This is a genomic window from Candidatus Uabimicrobium amorphum (assembly GCF_009002475.1).
Taxonomy (GTDB): Bacteria; Planctomycetota; Uabimicrobiia; order Uabimicrobiales; family Uabimicrobiaceae; genus Uabimicrobium; species Uabimicrobium amorphum.
In genome coordinates this window covers 1,620,696-1,639,290 of sequence record NZ_AP019860.1, presented here as the reverse complement: position 1 = coordinate 1,639,290, position 18,595 = coordinate 1,620,696, and the positions used below count along the sequence as shown (strand labels likewise).

Sequence of the window (18,595 nt, the reverse complement as noted above, 5' to 3'; positions counted from 1 at the left end):
TTATTCTCCCTCAGCTTCGGCTTCTAAATCATCAGGCCAGGCATATACAACGGCTAGCGCCCACAGGATGGAAGCGCATATTGAAATTCCAGCATGATATGCTAATCCAATTGGTAGAAAATCAAATACGATGGTTGTATCATCCCACCACCAAAAATCTTTGTGGAGAATGGCAAGTAAGATGACCGCTCCCCAAATAATTTTCTTTTTCATGTTTTTCCTTTTTTGTTGTGTGGCGTGTCATCGCACGCCCTAGTTCGTTATACTACGCTTGTGCATATTCCATTTGTGGTGATTGAAAATTCTCCATGGCAGTGAAAATTTCATCAATTCCGTCCTTAAAGACGTCACCGATGAGTATGTCCACTAGAATATCTTGGTGCTGTGGATATGCTTTTAAGAATTTAGCAAAGCTAAAACCGTTGTCGTAGAAAGTGTAAACCAACTTTTTAATAGACTCCATACCACTGAGTAGCTGTGGCTCAAAACTACGTAAACGTTCAGCACTTACATCATCTGCCTTGAGCGCTTTATGAATAGCATCTGCGGCAAACTCTGCTGATTTCATCGCTAGAAATACACCTGAAGAATAGACAGGGTCTATAAAACTAAATGCATCCCCTACGAGAACATAGCCATTTCCCGCGACCTGTTTGGACTTGTACGAAAAGTCTTTGCAGACTTTTACGTTTGCAATCGGGGTTGCAAATTGTATCTTTTCTTTTAGAGCTTTACATCTGTTGACTTCTCGCATAAAAATACCGCATTTACTGAGCGTGCGATCGCGAAATAATTTGTCGATGTCTGAGACAACTCCCACACTGACAACGTTGTCTTTTAGTGGGATGTACCAGAACCAACCATCCTTCTTTTCTGTATGTAGTATAATCGTGGTTCCTTCATCAACTCCACACTCACGCATTGCTCCACGAAAATAGGTGTAAAGAACGCCCTTGTTTAAATGCGGGTCGGGTTCGTATATTTTCAGTCTGCGTGCGATGAAGGCACTTGTTCCACTCGCATCAACGACAACTTTGGCATTGATTTTGTGTTCGTGTTCTCCCTGCTTTACCACAACGCCATTTATGGTGTCGTTATCTTGTAGTATGTCGATTACTTTGGTGTTGGACATAATTTGTGCGCCGTGTTCCGCGGCGTTATTCAGCATCATCTGATCAAATTCACTACGCTCTACTTGCCACGTAACGGAACTTTCATGTGAGTTGCGTTCTTTAAAATAAAATGGCTTTGATGCTTTGCCCTTATCGTTGACAAATTGCACACTGTGTTTGCGCACAAATCCAATTTCTTTTAGTTTATCTATTACGTTTAGGCGCTTGAGTTGCCAGTACGCATTCGGCATGAGTGATTCACCGATGTGATGGCGAGGGAACTTTTCGCGTTCTACTAATAAAACGTCGTGGCCTAGTTGCGCTAAAAAAGTGGCCGCAGAACTACCAGCAGGACCAGCACCGATGACAACTACTTCGTAAAAGCTTTTAAGATTCTCCATGTTTTACTCCTTGGGGTCGTATAATTTCAGCTACCTTTATGGGGGCTTTGCACGAAATTGTCGTTGCGCGCCCGTAAAAAAAAACCGTAGATAGAGAAAAGGCCTTTTCTAGGCTTGCACAAGTTTGCAATTTAAAATAGTTGTCTACTTGTACATCTCGCGGTTCTTTATGGTCTATTAATATTTTACCCAATGGTTTTTGCCCGTGCAAAATTTCTTCACATATTCCGTCAGAAAAAAAAGATAAGTCCATTTCAACAATGCCTATTTCGACAACTCCGACTTTGGGAAGCCATAGCAATGAGTACCTTTGGTATAAGGACTTTGTTACTTGTTGCCTTTTTACCTCTACCTGGATCGGTTGCCCATAAAATTTTTCCAAAGTAGTGGTCATATGATTGTTGTGTACCAACAAATCTCGATATGGAACGGGAACCCTTTCGCCAGATAATAACTCGTAGCGTAGATTCTCTTTACTGAAAAATGTGAACAGTGAATTTAGCATATTTTTTTACGTATAACGGGCATTTTGATATTCAGGATCATAAAAATTAGGTAGTAGACTATCTACTTGTAACAAACCTTGAGGTGTTAGTTGCACACCTTCGTTGTTTTCGATTAACATTCCCTGATTTTGCAGTGTTGAAAATTGATCTGCAAACTCATTTAGGATATCTACGGAGAATTTATCTAAAAATTCTTGACGTTTTAAATAACCGAGTTTCATACGCAAGATTAACTCACGGATTAAACGGTGGCGATCTGTGGTAGGAAAGGCGCGGTGAACAGGGAATACTCCTTGTTCGCATTTTTCCATATAACTATCAAATTTGTCGACATTTTGGTAGTGCACACCTTGTAAATGAGAAAAAGACGCCACACCAGTGCCAATCATGTCCGCACCATACCACAATTCGTCGCGGTAGCAAAATGCTTGCTTCTCACTGGGAAGGACCACTGTATAAGCACTACTTTGCTGATAGCCGACCTTTTTAAATTGGTCAAAAGCGTCTTGGACCCAGCGGCGTTTCGTTTCCCATGTCGCCACTTTACATGTGGCCTCTTCGCCTAGTATTTGTTTGGCGTATATCGAATTAAAGGGTAATTCCATTTGATAGATCGTCACACTCGTTGGACGCAAATCTATTGTTTGATCAATGCACGATTGCCAGTTTTCTTCCGTTTCACCAACCATACCTGAGATCAGGTCAATATTGACTTGTGGAAAGTCAAGTTTTTTCACCCATTCGTATGCGCGAAAAATTTCTTCGCTTAAATGTGCACGACCATTTTCTTTTAAAATTTCGTCAGAAAAATTTTCGACACCCAAACTCAAGCGAGTTGTGCCAAAGTTTCTGATGGCCTCTAATTTTTTTTCACTTAAAGTGCCAGGTTCGCATTCAAAGGTCACTTCTTCAACATTTTCATGTGAAAAAATACGACGCAACTCCTGTCCTAGGTATTCTATCTGTTCGGGAGCTAAAGCCGAAGGAGTCCCCCCGCCAACGTAAAAAAACTTTACATTGCGCTCGCTGACAGCAGGAGATTTTGCATACAATTCTAATTCTTTTACCAAGTTGCGCAAATAATCTTCGCGTTGCTTTTTGTTTTTATCTGTGTAAACGCGAAAATAGCAAAATTTGCAGCGTTTGCGGCAAAATGGTATGTGCATGTAAAATCCCAAGTTGCGATTTTGTTGTGCTGGTGTATTAATTGTTTGCAGTGCCGTATTTTGGTGTTCGTCTTTCCAAAAGGAGTATGGCGGATAGTTAGAAACAAAATAACTTCCCACTCCAGTATCTTTTTTTGTTTCGCTCATAGCAACCTCTATAAAGCTCTATTGTAAAGAGTAACAAAATCGTTGTGTTTAACCATACGTGGATTAAATTGGGCTGTCCATTCTTTGGTAGCTTCCGCAGCTAAGTTGTTAATAGCGTCGGAAGGAATATCATATGCTCGTAAATTAGTGGGTAACTCTGTAAACGAAATGAGCTTTTCAACACGTCGGGCTAGTGCTTTTCCTGCACATGAACCGACAGTAATACCAGATATTCGGCAAAGATCTTCATAGATATCTTGCGCATGTGTAGCATTATAACGAATAACATGTGGCAACATCAAAGCAATAGCATGTCCATGAGTAATTCCAAAGTTTTTGGTGAGCGGATTTGCACTGGCATGTGCTGCGCCCAGCATCGAGTTTTCAATCGCCATACCAGAGTAACAAGCTCCGATTTGCATATTGGTATTTGTCTCTTCATCTGTAGGTTCGAAGAGCATACGCTCAAAATGTTCGTTGAGTAGCTTCCAAGCATACAAAGAAAACGAAGCCGACATCGCGTTACGCCTTTTGGTAACTGCACTTTCTAAGGCATGTGAAATCGCGTCAATTCCTGTTGCTTTTATTACGGAAACTGGTTGGGTTTTGGTCAACTCTGGATCGAGTATCGCTACTTTAAAGGCGGCTTTCGGATCTCCACAAGCCATCTTGCGATGCGTTTTTGCATCAGAGATGAGGGCATATGATTGCGCCTCACTTCCCGTTCCTGTGGTTGTGGGAATACCTATCATTGGCAGCATTGGTTGCTGTGCTTTACCATATCCCCAATAGTCGTGCATTTCACCGCCATTGCTCAAAATGAAATTGATACCTTTGGCACAATCCATACTACTACCACCGCCAAGTCCAACGATAAGTTCAATGTCGTTTTCTTTTGCGAACTGAACGCCAACTTTGACGTTTTCCGTAGTGGGATTTTCGGCAAAATCACTAAAAATAAGGGCGGTGATATTTCTTTGTGTAAGATTTTCGACGGCTTTTTGGGCATGGCCAGCATCGATAATGCCTTGATCAGTGACGATTACTACGCGTTGAACGGAAAATGATTCGACCACTTCACCTAGGCGCTCTAAAGAATTTTTCCCAAAAATAATTTTACTTTTGGCTGCGTATTCAAAGGGTTGCCACATCTTATCCTCTTTAGTTATGGGGTTTTCTGGAACGAACGACGCTGGAACAAGAATTCGAATAAATTACCTTCGTGAGGTTGTAACCAATCTACTTTACACGTCGGAATTGGACCAATGTTTAAACGATCGATATGTGGACAACATGATAATTCGCGTTGCCAATCTGGGTCGTTGGTAATCGCGGTAACCACTAAGCTTTTTTCAATAGTTTTTAACATTTCCTCTTGCGGCATTTCCACTACAGATGTAAAGGGAAACATAAATTCGCGGTTGGCGAGCGGATGCTCATAACCATTTACATGTATTAACGTTGGCTGTAAGAAAGTACTCTTTTCGCAAACCTCTACGCGCTCACCTTGACGATACTTTGCGGTTACGTCTTCTGCCCCCTCGGTATCAAGACCCACTTCTATGGCATGGTCCATATATTCCGCCATGCGTTTATCGGAAAATGCCGATAACTCTGCCTGTGGATGGGTAAGAGGCAAAGGTCTTGTTTCCACCATGCGTTTTGCGAGTGCATCTGCTATTTCGCGACCGTATTTGGGTGTCCAAATTGCGGAAGTATTGATACATGAACGTCCGCCGTTGGCCATTACCGAGGTGAATAGAACATCCATATACTCTTGCCAGTTCTCCACGATGTCTTCGCCAAGAAGAACTTTACTAAAACCAGTACCATGGACTTCCACACGTCGATCGTTTTCCCATAGGCGTACTGTGGAATCATCTCCAAAAATCATGGCTCTTTCACAATAAAGCATGATGTTGTTTCCACCTGCATAGTCTGTTGGATAACAAGAAAGGGCCTCGGAAGGATAGCCTGCTTCCATAAAGGCGTGCAAAAGTCGAAAAGGGGTCCATGGTTCACGACTACCTGGTTTTAAAACAACAGGAACGCGAAGCGCTAGAGAAGGTACCCATAAAGAGTGTACCCCCGGAGAGTTACTTGGCAATACGGCTCCTAGTTGTCTTGCCATGGGCAAAAACGAAATAGGTATACCGTCTTGAACTCCATACCCACTCTCTATTATCGAGAAATCGACGCGACCTGATAGACTCTTGATGATATCGCGAAGATTGGTGAGGACCCAGTGCACTTTGTCCATGTTCGCACGGCACATGTTTTCTGGCATACCTGTGGATGCCGATTGATATTTTACAAACTGTTCGGGAGTTTGTGTTGTGTTGGCAAATGGAATTTCCGCGTTTAAAAACAAACCTGCGGCTTTTTTACACATTTCTAAGGTTTCATCGAGAGATAGTTTTTGCAAATCATGCCAAACTTTTTTGTTCTCTCTAATGTCTTTGGTGATAAGCCCTGGATTTGCTAAACTCATCGTTGCGAGAACTTCTCCGGTGCGATGATCAGTAATTTCGCTCTGGTTCAAACTCGTATACTGTTTTCCATTGCGCAATAACGGAATGTGTAGCATTAATATACTCCTTCGACTACAGTTGCCCCCATACGACTGAATGGGGCGACATTACGTACACCGTCCCAAGGATATAGGTCGCAGGCAGGTTCGCGGATGGCCTGATCTCTTTCTAAAAAGTTTGGCATAAAGAGTTCTTTTGTCATCGTTGTTAACATAACACGGCCAAGTTCACCGTATGGCACAACTTCTTTTGGATTATCCGGATTTACCACCTGTAAAAGTGCTCGTGGTAATGGCGGATAATAAATGATATCGTAATTATCCTCGGGAGTATAAGGTTTATGGCAAGCAAGTCCCATTAATGTATTCCCATATGTGGGAACAAATGCAGCCCCTTCTATTAATTCCTCGACAGCAAAACGATGAAATTGTGCGTCCATTTGTGTTCCACCGCAAAATACTCCTTTTATTCCCAATTGTTTTAGGGAAACGCGTGAGCAAAGTTCTTGTAGAAGTTTAGGAGTTGCAAATAGACACTTGATATTCTTGTGTCTCTTCAAAATAGTTAAGGCTTGATCGACAATATGTCTTTTGTACTCTTCTAGTACAGCAAGTTGTTTTTTCTTGATAAGTTTTACTACCCAGCGCGGATCCATGTCCACGCAAAAACAGATTCCATTTCGTACCTGTGCAAGATGTTCAATTGCTAAACGCAAACGTCTAGGACCAGTAGGGCCGAGAAGTAGCCAGTCGCTTCCTTTAGGGAAATCATCATCGTTGAGTGTAGTACTAAAATTGCTATAGTCCGTACGCAAATCGTCAGAACTCAGCCTAGTTTTGGGTTGTCCTGTACTTCCCCCGGTTTCGAAAACGTACATCGGTTTTCCAACATTCCCCTTCGGTAACCAGTCGCGAATATCCCCTGATCTTAGCCAATTATCTTCAAAAAAACCAAATTTATGTAAATCAGCGAAACTTTGTATTTCTTTGCGTGGGTCCCAAGAAAGTTTTTCAGCAAAATCGAGCCAAAATTTGCATCCCGTTTCGGGATTAAAGTGCCACTCTACAATTTCTCGGGTCCATGCATTTAACTTTTCGGTTGTTTCTGTGGACATTTTTTTTCCTTGATAGTTATTGCTAAACAAATTGAATACTTACAAAATAAAAAAATATGATACTTTGTAGTGAAATATTGTCATCATTGTGAAAAAGGATGACCTGAAATTGTCGGATTTTCTTTTTCACAATGATTGTCGTGGAATGCGTTTTCTATGTAGCACTAAATATATTTTATGTATCAGGAAGTCCTTTTTTACGCGCTAGGTTTAGTAAGTATACCAAGTAGCCGTAAATAAAAGACGTTCCGTAAAACCCTGTCGGGACAGCGGGTAGCAAAAACAGTAGAATCGCTACCATTGTCCATGAACGGATAAGAGCGATGTTATTCCCTGCAAATAAGAAAATCAATTCGGGGATAGCTCCTCCTAATAAGCCAAATAAAGTGCACGTGAGAAGAGTGCTGATAAAGATAGGACCGGCAAAAATAGCGAAAGATAGGTAAAAAGCAGAGCCACCTATCGCTCCGATAATGAGTGCCTCTCCCAATGGAGCACTGGGATGTGCATTCTTTTTTAACTTATTTAATACATCATTTTTCATCTTTTTTTCCATCTTCTTTTGCAGGTGGAAGTGCAACAGCATAAAGTCTTGACTGTGTGGCGATGTATAGAGTACCGTTTGCAGGTGAAGGTGTTGTGTAAATAGTACCTTCTAGTATCGATTCACCAAGAACTTTCTTTTCTTTTCCATGGGCAAAAACAACAATATCACCATCTTCGTCACCAAGGTATACTTTTCCGTCAACAATGATCGTCGAGCCCCAAATGGCAGCTTCCATATCATGCTTCCAAAGAATTTTACCTTTTTCAACGTCGATGCAGTACATAAATCCGGCTAAGTCACAATTGTACATCAAGCCGTCTTTAATTGCGGCAGTAGACATCGTACGTCCAAAGTCTTTTCCACCAATGTGCCACAACGCGTGTGTTTTGGTGACATCTCCAGAACCTGAAGCATCAATGGCATATAAATGGCCAATACCTTCGCCGTGTTCTGGGTCTTGCCCAACACCAATGTACACCTTATCATTGAAGATAACTGGTGTGGAAACCAAGTTGTTGCGTGTACCATGACCACCAAGTTCCCAAACGGCATCTTTAGGGTTACAGTCGAATGTCCATAGTACTTCTCCTGTTTTAGGATCAAGAGAATAAACAAGGCCATCGCCACCAGGACAAATCACTTGAGCACGACCTTTTACAACTCCATATGCCGGAGAAGACCACTGACCATGTAATATTTTATCCGCAGGATCGCCATTTTCCCACTCCAATTCACCAGTTTTTTTGTTTATGGCAATAAAACTTGGTGCACGAGGAGATGGTATGTTTAAGTGCCCCTCATCTACGCCGTTTGATGTTAACAAATAAATCATGTCGCCAACGACAATGGGTGAAGAAGTTGCAAGGTTGTGAGGAAAAACGCCTAGTTCTTCTATCATATCGAAGGTCCAAATGATGTCGGCTTTATCTTTGCCCTTGTATTTTTCATCTTGCATACCATCATTTTCGCCATCGTGGAAACCTTCGGTATCAGCACATACCACTTCACAACGGTTACTCACATAGTAAAGTCTGTCACCTTCTATCGCCGGTGTAGAACAAATACCTTGTAGAGGCCAATCGTTTACGCGACCTGCGGTAAGTTTGTCATGTACTGCTTGCCATAAAAATTTACCGTCTTTTTCACGAAAACACAAGATGTTACCCTTGTCGCCTTTAACTTTAGGGTCTTTCAAACCTTCGTTGTTACTACCAACAAATACTTTACCTTTAGAAACAACTGGATTTCCATAGCTTTGAGATCCAAGTTCCACAATCCACTTGATGTTCTCACCGCTCTCTTCGTCCCATTTTACGGGTAGGTTTTTTTCTACATCGTTGACCATATTGCGTCCAACTTTACCACCCCACATTGTCCAATCATCGGCGATGGTAAATGTCAGTGAGATCAACAATCCTAATACGGTATACTTTTTCATCTTACTCCCCTTAGTTATTTGTGATTTCCACGTTGTCAAAATATACAGGTGTACCTGGCTTAGAAGATGTGATACCTACGCTATACGCGTACAAACCAGGGCTTCCCCCAAGGTTGGGACATGGGTCAACTAGTTCAATGGACCATTCTTTTGGCTCTTGTTCTCCGCGAACCCAGACCTTACCGCGCACCAGCGCTTTGTTATCCTGTAAATCAACACGTAATTTTGCTGTGTACCACTTATTTGTTTTCCATTTGAAAGGAACATCTTTTTGAATGCGCGGCATTGGGTCCCAACTAACAAGGCGCAATTGCGGTTTCAAGGTAGTTCCTAAGAGAATAAGTGTATAACGACAGTTGATAAGACCAAGGTCAGGATAAAAACGTTTTTTGCGATCTCCGCGCAAGTCTGCCTGAATCGTGTACCCTGCGGGTAGTGGTGGCTGGATATATGCTTTGAGTCTGGCAAATGGAGGTGCTGGGCGGTTTGCCATTTTCTTTAATACTTTTTCTCCATCTAGTTGCACAACTTGGCACTTAAGTTTTGATGTGATCCAACCAGGAGGAGGTGTACCTTCCTTGATACTATTGAAATTTTCGCTATAAGGAAGTTTGGGAATGATGCGTAGACGCGCAATGGCTTTTAAACCGTCGATTTCAGCAGTGATTTCGCCTGCTTGTTGCTGATTACCATCACCGGCAGTATAGTTGCCGTGTTCATCGATATTACCTGTTAATCCTTTGATGGTCCATTTTGCCGCACCATTTTTGACAAACTTACCTTCGCCATCAAATAGCTGTGCGGTAAATTGAACGCTTTCTTTGGGAGAAATCCATGTCTCTGCAGGTACAATCTGTAGTAGTTGTGCTTTTGTACCGCTCACTTGCTTTTCTTTGGAACCAATGCAGTACATGCTATTACCCGTTGGTAAATAAACATGACCGTTTGCAACTGCTGGGGAACCATTTATTTCGATAGGAGAACCGTCTTTTAATGCAAAATGTTCTTCATCTAGCAATTTGCATCCTGATGCGGAAGGTTGTAAAATGACATACTTACCACCAACAACTCCCACGTAAATTTTGCCATCGGCGAGTACTCCTGAACCTTTGGCGACGGTTCCGTAATTGAACTCCCATTTTGTTTTGCCATCAACAACATTCATACAATGAACATTTGCGGAATTATCCATGACGTATAAGTTACTTCCATGTACAATGGGCGATGTGTATCCTACACGAGTACCATCGTGGCGCCATAGTGTACCGGTTTTTGTTATGTCTCCTTTTCCGCGCCCATCAATGCACACAATACTACCCATGAGATTGTTATCGATATTTTCTTCACTGTGCATGGCAAATACACGATGGTTTTGTACAACTACCGAAGAGTTGATACCACGCTTGCTAAATTGGTATCCCCAACGGCGTTGCCCGGTGTGGATGTTCAGTGCGTATATAAAACCGTCCGCACATCCTGTGATGAGAAGACGTAGACCATCTATTTCAGCTATTACTGGTACAGAATAAGTTGTGTCCAGAGGCTTTTGTCCTGGATCAGACCACCAAACAACTTGGCCGGAATGCTTGTTCATTGCCAAGTAGCGATGTTTACCTTTACCGTGTTTTCCCCAACCACTACTTAGAAAACTAATAATTACCAAGTCACCGTCAACTACTGGAGTGTTTGTACGTCCTCCGTACCCAGAGATACGTCCAAACTCTTCTGTCAAAGAGCGAGACCATAAAACCTTGCCGTCTTTGCTAAAGCAAAAAAAGCGCCCTTGGACACCATGAGCATAAACATTTCCCGTTTCCAAATCTCCTCCGAGATTTGCCCATCCCACGCGGTGTGCGACGATATCTGTGTGGAAAACGTTGAAGCGGTGTTCCCAGATAAGTTTACCTGTCTTAGCGTCTAGAGCGAGAACTCTTTCTTGTAAGTGCTCTTTTTCTCCAGCGCTATTGATCATATACACCATGCCGTTCATCACTAGAGGTGCTGATCGCGCTCCGTAGTCCGCTTTCCAAATCAAGTTTTCCCCGTCTTTCGACCAGGAACTCGGTAAATTTTTGTCTTCAGCAACACCATTTTGCGACGGACCGCGCCAGTGATGCCAACTTTGCGCCCACATGGGACTTACCAATAACGATATAAAAATAAGGTGTATCAGAATCTTCATAAGAATCGTATCCTGTAACAGTATGTTGTATAGTTTGAAGAGTGCTAGGATTTCTTTCCATCCTGCAACGGTATATATACATTATGAACTATAAAAGATTGCATATACAGAATTAAAGACATAAACTGGTGTGTACTATATGAAACATCGCCAATTATTTTGGATATAATATACAATGTAATTGTTTCCTTGTAAAATATATAACTGAATTTTGTCTTGCTGTATCTTTGATGCGGAAACAAGTGAAATATTTTCAGCTAGCGTAAAACGGAGCGAATTGTTAAACTGTAAAACGACATCTAAGAAAGATAAGCGATTCAGAGATGTTGTTTATCAACATATTAAAAAACGCGCAAGTGTATAGAAAGGGTTTTATGTGAAGAAAAAATGTGCTGTGTTGAGTGATATCCATGGTAATTTAGAAGCGTTTGAAGCTGTTTTACGAGATGTTGAAAAGCAAAAAGTCGATCGCATCATAATTATAGGAGATACCGTCGGTTATGGGCCTAATCCAAAAGAGTGTTGGGAAAAAGCGAAAAAGGTAGCAGATATTTTACTAATTGGTAACCACGAATATGAGATTTTAAGCCCCGGAGACGAAATGATGAACCCTGTTGCCAGCGAAGCCATTCGTTGGACAGGAAAACAACTACACAATCTTCCTTCTTGGAAAAAATTGAAACAAGAGTTTAAGAAAAAGGGAGCAAAAAAACTTGCTTCGCGAAAAGATAAAGAAACACTTTTTGTCCACGCATCTCCTCGAAGTCCGATCATGGAGTACGTATGCCCTGAAGATGAACATTTGTTTTTGGCATTTAATCGGCAAATCGATAACTTGTTAATGACTTTTCTAACACAGTTTTCTGAAAACCACTGTTTTTGCGGTCATACGCATGTCCCTGCTATACTTACATCATATCACAATAGCATTATTTTTAAAAATATTCACTCATGGAATACGAAAGCCACTTTTATCGGTCCTAAGACCATCTTTTTCGTTCCAAGTAAAAAAACGCATGTCCGCAATATCAAAAATAAAAAAATGATCATAAATCCTGGTAGTGTTGGTCAACCAAGAGATGGTAGCCGTCGTGCATCTTATGCTATTTACGATGGACAAAGCGTTAGCTTTTTTCGATTGAATTATGACTGGAAGAAAACGCAAAAAAAACTGTATGCCACATCGATGAAAAAAGATGTCAAAAAGTTTTTGGCGGAACGTTTGAGTCGTGGATACTAACACGAGAATATTTTGAAAGGAAAAATATGTCTATTCGACGCCCTTTTAATCTTTACAAGTGGATTGATGAAAACAAAGATTTGTTAAAACCACCTGTATGTAATAAAAATTTATATGTTGAGTCGGGAGATTACATTGTGATGATCGTGGGAGGTCCCAATGCACGCAAGGATTTCCACTACAATGAAACCGAAGAACTTTTTTTCCAAATAAAAGGGGATATTACGGTTGCGATACAAGAAGATGGCAAACGTGTAGAAATTCCTATCCGTGAAGGTGAAATGTTTCTACTTCCGGCAAAAGTTCCTCACTCTCCGATTCGTCCTGCCGATACAGTGGGTTTAGTCATCGAATACAAACGCCAGCCAGAGCACAAAGACGGACTGATCTGGTACGCCGATAAATCCAATGAGAAGTTATATGAAGAATACTTTCATCTGACCAATATCGAAAAAGACTTTTTGCCGGTAATGAAAAAATTCTATTCTTCTGAAAAACTTCGTACCTGCCCTAAAACAGGCGAGGTGATGGAAGTGGATGATCGCTTCGTATAGGTTATCAAAACAGAATAAGTCCGACAATCGTTGGGCTTATTTTTCTCGTTCGCGCTTCACCTGCCTGAACAGTCTATCCATTCTATTTTCATATAAAACAAAGAGTAAAATACGACACTATTCTAGTGGGATATTTTTACAATAGCGGGCTTCCGCGGTTTAATATCCGTATTGTCGTGAATTTCAATTTTCCACTTTTTGCCGGGAACTACTTTTTCGTATACGTCACTTCCCGCAGGATATGTCGTGACAAAAAGACCGGGCTTTTTACGGCATTCTACGCTATTTAATAACGATCCTTTTTGTTCTTTAGGCTCAATTTTTTTTAGCTCTTCGGCAAATTTTTTACGCCCCAAAGGCCATTTTATTGTAAATTTGTGCGGCGTATCGACTACCTGTAACTTAACAGAAATGTTATGAGCCAAGCCACTTTCTTCACGGTTCTTGACCAAGTGCAGCACAATTTCTCGATGTAAGCAATCATATGTTACCGCTATTTTTTGCAAAGCCTGTGTTTTTTTTAAGCGTTTTTCGCTTAGTTTCCTTAGTTGTTGCTTTTGGAGATGACGGTCGTCTTTATGTATACGCTTTAGCATTAACTCCGCTCCGCCCTCCCACGTAACTTCGCAACGAACTGTATTTTTGGATGAATAGAAAAACTCCATCTTTAGTTTTACAGTCGCATCATGATCCATACGTGCAATTTTGATAGATGTATATTCTTGCAGTTTTTGTGCTTGCTGCGAATGTGTGACTGTGATAAAAAATAATAGTAATAAAAATTTTGGCATATTTAGTTCTCCTGTTAATCACTTTCTGGATAAAACCATATACAAAATAAAAAGTTTGTTTTTTTGGAAAAATTATGAAAAAAACTAAATATGCGAAATGTCATTTTGTCGCTTTTGCAAAAATAGATCACGTTGCTAAAGATGCACTTCTCGTTGATGTCAGTAGCTATGCGGAAGAACCATATTGCCAGTTTAGCCCTTTTTATGTGCATGGAGATATACCCATACCAAAAAAAGCCGGAGAGTACAGCGATACTGTGGAAGGAATATGGCAGGGACTAAAGGTCATTCGCAAAAAAATTGCCCCACGTTATTTCCGTGGGCCTGGAAAAAAACGCGGAGGAAAACCAGAAGGGCATCAATATGGAAGTAAATTACTATCTGTCGTCGAAGCGCGTTATAAAATTTACAAAGTGGCCTACGAATGGGTTTTGCAAAACAAAATAGACAGTAAGGTCTATGCGACAATTCTTCAAAATGCGCAACAAGGAGTTTCGCAATATTTTTATGATGTAGAAAACAACGGAGATATCAATAACCCCTCTTCTCCCCTTGCACATGCAAGTTTATTAGTGCAATACCTGAACCGTTTAATCAAGAAAAATGAGGACCGTTAATATGTCAATTACTGGTGAAAAAGAGCTAGAAAAATTAAAAGCCGTAGGTAAAGCGGTATCGACAACACTAAAAACAATGAGTAAACATCTCACACCAGGGATCACTACGAAGGAACTAGACGAAATAGGTCGCGAAACGCTAGAAAGTTTCGGAGCCATTTCCGCACCAAAAAAATGTTACGACTTCCCTGGCTACACATGCATAAGTATCAACGAACAAGTCGCCCATGGAATTCCCGGAGAACGTCGCATCCAAAAAGGGGATATGGTCAATATTGACGTTTCTGCGGAGTTAGATGGTTTTTACGCTGATACAGGAGCGACATTTCCTGTAGAGGTTGAAGATAAGCGACTACAACTACTGTGCAAAACAGCAAAAAATGTCCTCAACGAAGCGATTTCAAAAATCAAAGCCAATCAAAAAATGGAAATGCTAAAAAAAGTGTACACCCGCGGCGCAAAAAAACACAACTTTTCCATTATCCACAACCTATGTGGACACGGCTTGGGGAGAAAATTACACGAAGAACCGACCTACGTTCCCGATTTTTCCCGGGAAAACGACAAACGCAAATTTACCGAAGGTATGGTTTTAGCGATCGAGCCATTTTTATCCACAGGTTGTAGTTGGGTGGAGTTAAGCAGTGACGGTTGGAGCCTGTGCACTCCGAAAGGCTACTTTACTGCACAGTTTGAGCACACCATCGTTGTAACAAAAAATGGTGCGATTATCGTTACTGCCTAAAAAAGGTATAAACATGCGCTACTACGGTGAAGAGAGTAAAAGTGACTACGAAAAAGAAAAAGAATTCATAGAAAAAAAACGTTTAGCAGTAGCCAAAAAGCTCTCTTCCATCGAACATCCAAATCTACTACGTATTGAAAAAATCAAAAACGCTAATATGTGTCATCACGAAATTACAGAACGCGACATCAAAATAGGCAACCGCTATTGTATCTTGGAAAACTTTTGCGGAGAGAACTTCTGTGATGTTATTCGCAAATTTGGTCCACTTGTACCACCAATAGCCGTAAAACTTTTTATTCAAGTTCTAGACGTACTTTCCTTTGTCAGTCAACAAGGCATCAACCATCCCAATCTTAGACCAGAGTGTATCATGGTCAACAGAAAAGGCGTTGTAAAAGTAGACGGATTTCTCGACTATCCAAGTATGACAGCAAAATACACTAACTACATCTGCATCGATAACTATGCCTCGCCCGAAAAGCTGGACAGCAACAACATTGATGTACCAAGCAATATCTTTTCTCTCGGATCTGTCATGTTTTTTGTACTGACAGGTTTCCCTCCTTTTTCAGGTTCGACACCTGGAAGTATTATTGAACGTATCAAGTACAAAGATCCCGTATCACTAAAAAAGATTGTTTGTAATATAGGTGACTTGGACGATATCGTGATGAAAGCTCTATCAAAAAACACAGCAGATCGATTTGACAGTTTTGATCAGTTCCAGCAGGCTTTATTGCAATTGAATTTGTAATCTTGTTATCACAACTTGATATAGACAATAAACATATCCTAATATGAAACAAACCGTTGATCATCGAAATTCGGATAGGGCGCATTTGTTCTCCTTTTTAAAATAATGTCATTTATCCTTGTTATTTTACAGAGACGCCCGACAAAATGACGGGTCGTTATTTTGTGATATCTAACTACCTATGGCACCCTACAAATTTAGACTACTCCGTAGTTCTGGAACCTTTTGCTGTGTGGATAGTTTTGAACGAGAACGAAAATAAAAACAATAAAAGGTAAATCACTACAAAAAAATTGACAATGAACCTGATGCACTGTACCAGTTAGGAATTATGTACGAAGAAGGTTGGGGGAAAAAATGATAGCCAAACTGTAATGTATTCTATAAACGCGCTGGTAAGCATCACCAATCAATGTAAAGTGGGGGAGATGTATGACAAGGCAAGGGATACCAATACTAAATATTGGTATCGTAAAGCAGGAGACTTAGGAAATACAAAAGCCCTGGGAGACTATTAGAGCGAGAAAGTACAATAAATATTCGGGTTTAACACGAATACCACTGAGGTATCCGTGTCTTTGATTTTGTATCTATGTCATACTTTTACTGTACTTTGCTAAATTGTCAATGACGTCTCTACCTAATTCGCGTTCATAACCGCGCACAAGTTCATAGGCCATGACAAAAAATACTTCGTGTAACTTAATTAGCTCTGTTTTACCAAAGAGATTCTTGTAGGTTTTTTGGATATCTTGGCTTTTGTCACCTTTTTTCTTGAACTTACCAATTTCCTTAATAATTTCATCAAAAACTTCGGGATCAAAATCTTTTTGTTCTTCTTTCCAGGCTGGCCCATAAAACTCATCATGAGCTTGTTTTTGCAAGTCTTTGATTAATTCTTGCTTAAGTTTTGTGGCGTCCGCGGCTTTTACTTCATTTTCCAGTTTGGTGGCTTTTTCTGATTGAGGAAGACCACGTGCTTTACGAATAGTATTTATATGCTTGATGGTGGCTTTTTTATCTCTTGTTTGATTCTTAAAAAAGGTGTCGATATCTTTAAACATCTTCTTCAAATATGGAATATCGATATTTTCGAACTCTTCACTGAGTTCTCGTTCATCTTCATATAATTTATGACCCTTTTTCTTGGCAGCAATCATTTTGGATATATGGAGTTGAATTTCCCCCACATGCCCTGAAGCGAGCTTTACATTCATCAATATATCGCGATAGCCCTGGGGAGAAGGTGTCGTGAAACGGTTTTTGATATTCACTAGGGTTACATTATCTTTATTATTGTCTAGGTATGCACGAATACCAGGAAGTGCGTCTTTCAAATCTTCTACATCGTCGAAAACTAAAGAACTCGCTAGAATATCGGCGATCTGTTTTGTTTCACCTTTTTTCTTGATTACAGCTTTGAAGGCTGCGCGATCCATGCTTTTTACCCCAGGAAATTTGCGTACGACAACTTTGGCTTTTTCTCCACCTTTCATAAGTAAAAGATTGGTTAAATTGCCCAGTCTTTTTGCTTCCTCGACAGCAACTGCGTATATCATTGTCAATTCTTTGGCATGTTTAAGCGCGGCAGGATCAACGTCTGCACCTACAATTTCATCGGTATCTAATTTTTGATCCGATGTTTCTAATTGATCTTCTGTTTCGGTGCCTTTAAGTTTTTTTTCCGCTCCAAAGTGTTTTATGTAACTGACAATGTCTTTTATGGTAAATTTACGATCAGGATTTTCATCTACTTTTAACATGGCACTCCAAACTAGAGTGTCGAGGTGTTTGGGGTGAAAATCTTCAAGTTCCGCAATTTTAGAGCGTACCTTGGTATTGAGTTCTTCTAGTAGAACTTTTTGCTCTTCTTTTTCTTCTTTACTTGGAAATAGTTTTACCACTTGGTCGTCATCGTTGACAATATAACGTTGAATAGGTACTAGTCGACTTCTCTGTTCTGAGACAGGCTCTTTTACCTTAAATTGCGAGATAAGTCTACCAATGACGCTGGCGCGCTTACCCATTACATCCGCTTCTCTCTCCAAACTCTTACTATCGTTTACTGGTACTCCGCCAATGCTTTTTGTTGGTCTTACACGACCTTGCTTCTGTTGAACAGTGTGCCAAGCTTCGTGAGCGAGATGTTTCTCTTGTTTGGGAGCGACATGGATATTTGTTCCTTGTGCATAGGCATGAGCGTTTACTTTGGCTGGTTCAGGAGAGTTGTATTTCACTTTTATATCCGACATGTCCATACCAGATAAGCGCTCTATTCCACGCTTTAGGTTATCAGGTAAACCTGTTTTATTTTCACTAGACACAAGTTGTTGTACAGCTTTGTTCCCCGCGGCTTTTTGAAGCTGCATTACTTCTGTGTGCGTCAAGGAGAAAAGATCTTCTGTTCTTTGTATGGTAGGCTGAACTGGTACTGTATTTGGCTTATCTTGCGGTTTTGTTTGCGATACTTTTTGCTTCGCATTTTTTCTTTTCGGAATATGAAACACCATGTTCTCCTAAAGCTTTAACCATTGATTTTCAAATATTTACCAATATGCTAAACATTTTATATACCCTAACAAATTTTTTGCCCAAGAGCGATAAAAATATAGCGAATTGAATGGTGTCAGACTTGAATTTGGTACTGCGAATTGAATGGTGTCAGACTTGAATTTGAAAAAAGTGCCAGACTCAAATGTCCAAAAAGGTGCCAGACTCAAATGTCATTCAGTTAAGCTATGGTTACT

The 18,595-nt window shown here is 40.6% G+C and carries 17 protein-coding genes; 5 read left to right on the top strand and 12 right to left on the bottom strand.

Translation table 11 applies throughout. The features are described from left to right. From UABAM_RS05760 to UABAM_RS05715, 10 genes are all read right to left on the bottom strand, one after another. Complete coding sequence (locus UABAM_RS05760) at positions 1-213, bottom strand: DUF3311 domain-containing protein (RefSeq protein WP_151967048.1); 213 nt, start codon at positions 211-213, stop codon at positions 1-3. 52 nt (positions 214-265) lie between these two features. Beyond that, entirely contained in the window at positions 266-1,513 is a 1,248-nt protein-coding gene (locus tag UABAM_RS05755) for an NAD(P)/FAD-dependent oxidoreductase (RefSeq protein WP_151967047.1), read from the bottom strand. Continuing rightward, positions 1,500-2,018 (bottom strand): hypothetical protein, encoded by a 519-nt coding sequence (locus UABAM_RS05750; protein WP_151967046.1) that lies wholly within the window; start codon positions 2,016-2,018, stop codon positions 1,500-1,502. The genes UABAM_RS05755 and UABAM_RS05750 overlap by 14 nt, the downstream gene beginning before the upstream one ends. Before the next feature lie 6 nt (positions 2,019-2,024). Further along, positions 2,025-3,332 (bottom strand): coproporphyrinogen-III oxidase family protein, encoded by a 1,308-nt coding sequence (locus UABAM_RS05745; RefSeq protein WP_151967045.1) that lies wholly within the window; start codon positions 3,330-3,332, stop codon positions 2,025-2,027. 8 nt (positions 3,333-3,340) lie between these two features. Then, positions 3,341-4,483, bottom strand: coding sequence for an iron-containing alcohol dehydrogenase (locus UABAM_RS05740; RefSeq protein ID WP_151967044.1), 1,143 nt, complete (start codon positions 4,481-4,483; stop codon positions 3,341-3,343). Positions 4,484-4,497: 14 nt separating this feature from the next. Continuing rightward, on the bottom strand, positions 4,498-5,919 hold the full coding sequence (locus UABAM_RS05735) for an aldehyde dehydrogenase family protein (RefSeq protein ID WP_151967043.1): 1,422 nt from the start codon (positions 5,917-5,919) through the stop codon (positions 4,498-4,500). Continuing rightward, a complete protein-coding gene (locus tag UABAM_RS05730) occupies positions 5,919-6,977 on the bottom strand; it encodes a hypothetical protein (protein WP_151967042.1) in 1,059 nt (352 codons plus the stop codon). Before UABAM_RS05730 ends, UABAM_RS05735 begins: the two co-directional genes overlap by 1 nt. Before the next feature lie 175 nt (positions 6,978-7,152). Further along, positions 7,153-7,521 (bottom strand): hypothetical protein, encoded by a 369-nt coding sequence (locus UABAM_RS05725; RefSeq protein WP_151967041.1) that lies wholly within the window; start codon positions 7,519-7,521, stop codon positions 7,153-7,155. Further along, on the bottom strand, positions 7,511-8,962 hold the full coding sequence (locus tag UABAM_RS05720; protein WP_151967040.1) for an outer membrane protein assembly factor BamB family protein: 1,452 nt from the start codon (positions 8,960-8,962) through the stop codon (positions 7,511-7,513). Before UABAM_RS05720 ends, UABAM_RS05725 begins: the two co-directional genes overlap by 11 nt. 10 nt (positions 8,963-8,972) lie before the next feature. Next, a complete protein-coding gene (locus tag UABAM_RS05715; RefSeq protein WP_151967039.1) occupies positions 8,973-11,144 on the bottom strand; it encodes a PQQ-binding-like beta-propeller repeat protein in 2,172 nt (723 codons plus the stop codon). Positions 11,145-11,520: 376 nt separating this feature from the next. On the opposite strand from UABAM_RS05715, the gene UABAM_RS05710 reads away from it, so the two are divergent. Together UABAM_RS05710 and UABAM_RS05705 are read left to right on the top strand one after the other, a co-directional pair. After that, a complete protein-coding gene (locus tag UABAM_RS05710) occupies positions 11,521-12,384 on the top strand; it encodes a metallophosphoesterase family protein (RefSeq protein WP_151967038.1) in 864 nt (287 codons plus the stop codon). Between the two features lie 26 nt (positions 12,385-12,410). Further along, on the top strand, positions 12,411-12,938 hold the full coding sequence (locus UABAM_RS05705; RefSeq protein WP_151967037.1) for a 3-hydroxyanthranilate 3,4-dioxygenase: 528 nt from the start codon (positions 12,411-12,413) through the stop codon (positions 12,936-12,938). A gap of 122 nt (positions 12,939-13,060) precedes the next feature. Here UABAM_RS05705 and UABAM_RS05700 read toward each other — a convergent pair whose 3' ends face one another. Next, a complete protein-coding gene (locus UABAM_RS05700) occupies positions 13,061-13,729 on the bottom strand; it encodes a hypothetical protein (RefSeq protein ID WP_151967036.1) in 669 nt (222 codons plus the stop codon). Positions 13,730-13,803: 74 nt separating this feature from the next. Between UABAM_RS05700 and UABAM_RS05695 the strand changes: the two genes are divergently transcribed. The 3 genes from UABAM_RS05695 to UABAM_RS05685 are packed head-to-tail and all read left to right on the top strand — an operon-like array spanning position 13,804 to position 15,848. After that, positions 13,804-14,346, top strand: coding sequence for a DUF6939 family protein (locus UABAM_RS05695; RefSeq protein ID WP_151967035.1), 543 nt, complete (start codon positions 13,804-13,806; stop codon positions 14,344-14,346). Between the two features lies 1 nt (position 14,347). Further along, positions 14,348-15,091, top strand: coding sequence for a type I methionyl aminopeptidase (map, locus tag UABAM_RS05690; protein ID WP_151967034.1), 744 nt, complete (start codon positions 14,348-14,350; stop codon positions 15,089-15,091). Between the two features lie 13 nt (positions 15,092-15,104). Next, the gene (locus UABAM_RS05685) at positions 15,105-15,848 is read left to right on the top strand and encodes a protein kinase domain-containing protein (RefSeq protein ID WP_173013150.1); all 744 of its coding nucleotides are present in this window, start codon (positions 15,105-15,107) and stop codon (positions 15,846-15,848) included. A gap of 590 nt (positions 15,849-16,438) precedes the next feature. Here UABAM_RS05685 and UABAM_RS05680 read toward each other — a convergent pair. Further along, positions 16,439-18,358, bottom strand: a complete 1,920-nt coding sequence (locus UABAM_RS05680; RefSeq protein ID WP_229759360.1) for an eCIS core domain-containing protein — start codon at positions 18,356-18,358, stop codon at positions 16,439-16,441. Positions 18,359-18,595: the final 237 nt, after the last annotated feature.

What these genes read in the sequence shown, in the direction of transcription:
- map (WP_151967034.1), top strand. Translation starts at nt 14,348, where the DNA reads ATGTCAATTACTGGTGAAAAAGAGCTAGAAAAATTAAAAGCCGTAGGT.
- UABAM_RS05740 (WP_151967044.1), bottom strand. Translation starts at nt 4,483, where the DNA reads ATGTGGCAACCCTTTGAATACGCAGCCAAAAGTAAAATTATTTTTGGG.
- UABAM_RS05750 (WP_151967046.1), bottom strand. Translation starts at nt 2,018, where the DNA reads ATGCTAAATTCACTGTTCACATTTTTCAGTAAAGAGAATCTACGCTAC.
- UABAM_RS05715 (WP_151967039.1), bottom strand. Translation starts at nt 11,144, where the DNA reads ATGAAGATTCTGATACACCTTATTTTTATATCGTTATTGGTAAGTCCC.
- UABAM_RS05745 (WP_151967045.1), bottom strand. Translation starts at nt 3,332, where the DNA reads ATGAGCGAAACAAAAAAAGATACTGGAGTGGGAAGTTATTTTGTTTCT.
- UABAM_RS05705 (WP_151967037.1), top strand. Translation starts at nt 12,411, where the DNA reads ATGTCTATTCGACGCCCTTTTAATCTTTACAAGTGGATTGATGAAAAC.
- UABAM_RS05685 (WP_173013150.1), top strand. Translation starts at nt 15,105, where the DNA reads ATGCGCTACTACGGTGAAGAGAGTAAAAGTGACTACGAAAAAGAAAAA.
- UABAM_RS05725 (WP_151967041.1), bottom strand. Translation starts at nt 7,521, where the DNA reads ATGAAAAATGATGTATTAAATAAGTTAAAAAAGAATGCACATCCCAGT.
- UABAM_RS05735 (WP_151967043.1), bottom strand. Translation starts at nt 5,919, where the DNA reads ATGCTACACATTCCGTTATTGCGCAATGGAAAACAGTATACGAGTTTG.
- UABAM_RS05760 (WP_151967048.1), bottom strand. Translation starts at nt 213, where the DNA reads ATGAAAAAGAAAATTATTTGGGGAGCGGTCATCTTACTTGCCATTCTC.
- UABAM_RS05755 (WP_151967047.1), bottom strand. Translation starts at nt 1,513, where the DNA reads ATGGAGAATCTTAAAAGCTTTTACGAAGTAGTTGTCATCGGTGCTGGT.
- UABAM_RS05720 (WP_151967040.1), bottom strand. Translation starts at nt 8,962, where the DNA reads ATGAAAAAGTATACCGTATTAGGATTGTTGATCTCACTGACATTTACC.
- UABAM_RS05730 (WP_151967042.1), bottom strand. Translation starts at nt 6,977, where the DNA reads ATGTCCACAGAAACAACCGAAAAGTTAAATGCATGGACCCGAGAAATT.
- UABAM_RS05700 (WP_151967036.1), bottom strand. Translation starts at nt 13,729, where the DNA reads ATGCCAAAATTTTTATTACTATTATTTTTTATCACAGTCACACATTCG.
- UABAM_RS05680 (WP_229759360.1), bottom strand. Translation starts at nt 18,358, where the DNA reads ATGGTGTTTCATATTCCGAAAAGAAAAAATGCGAAGCAAAAAGTATCG.
- UABAM_RS05695 (WP_151967035.1), top strand. Translation starts at nt 13,804, where the DNA reads ATGAAAAAAACTAAATATGCGAAATGTCATTTTGTCGCTTTTGCAAAA.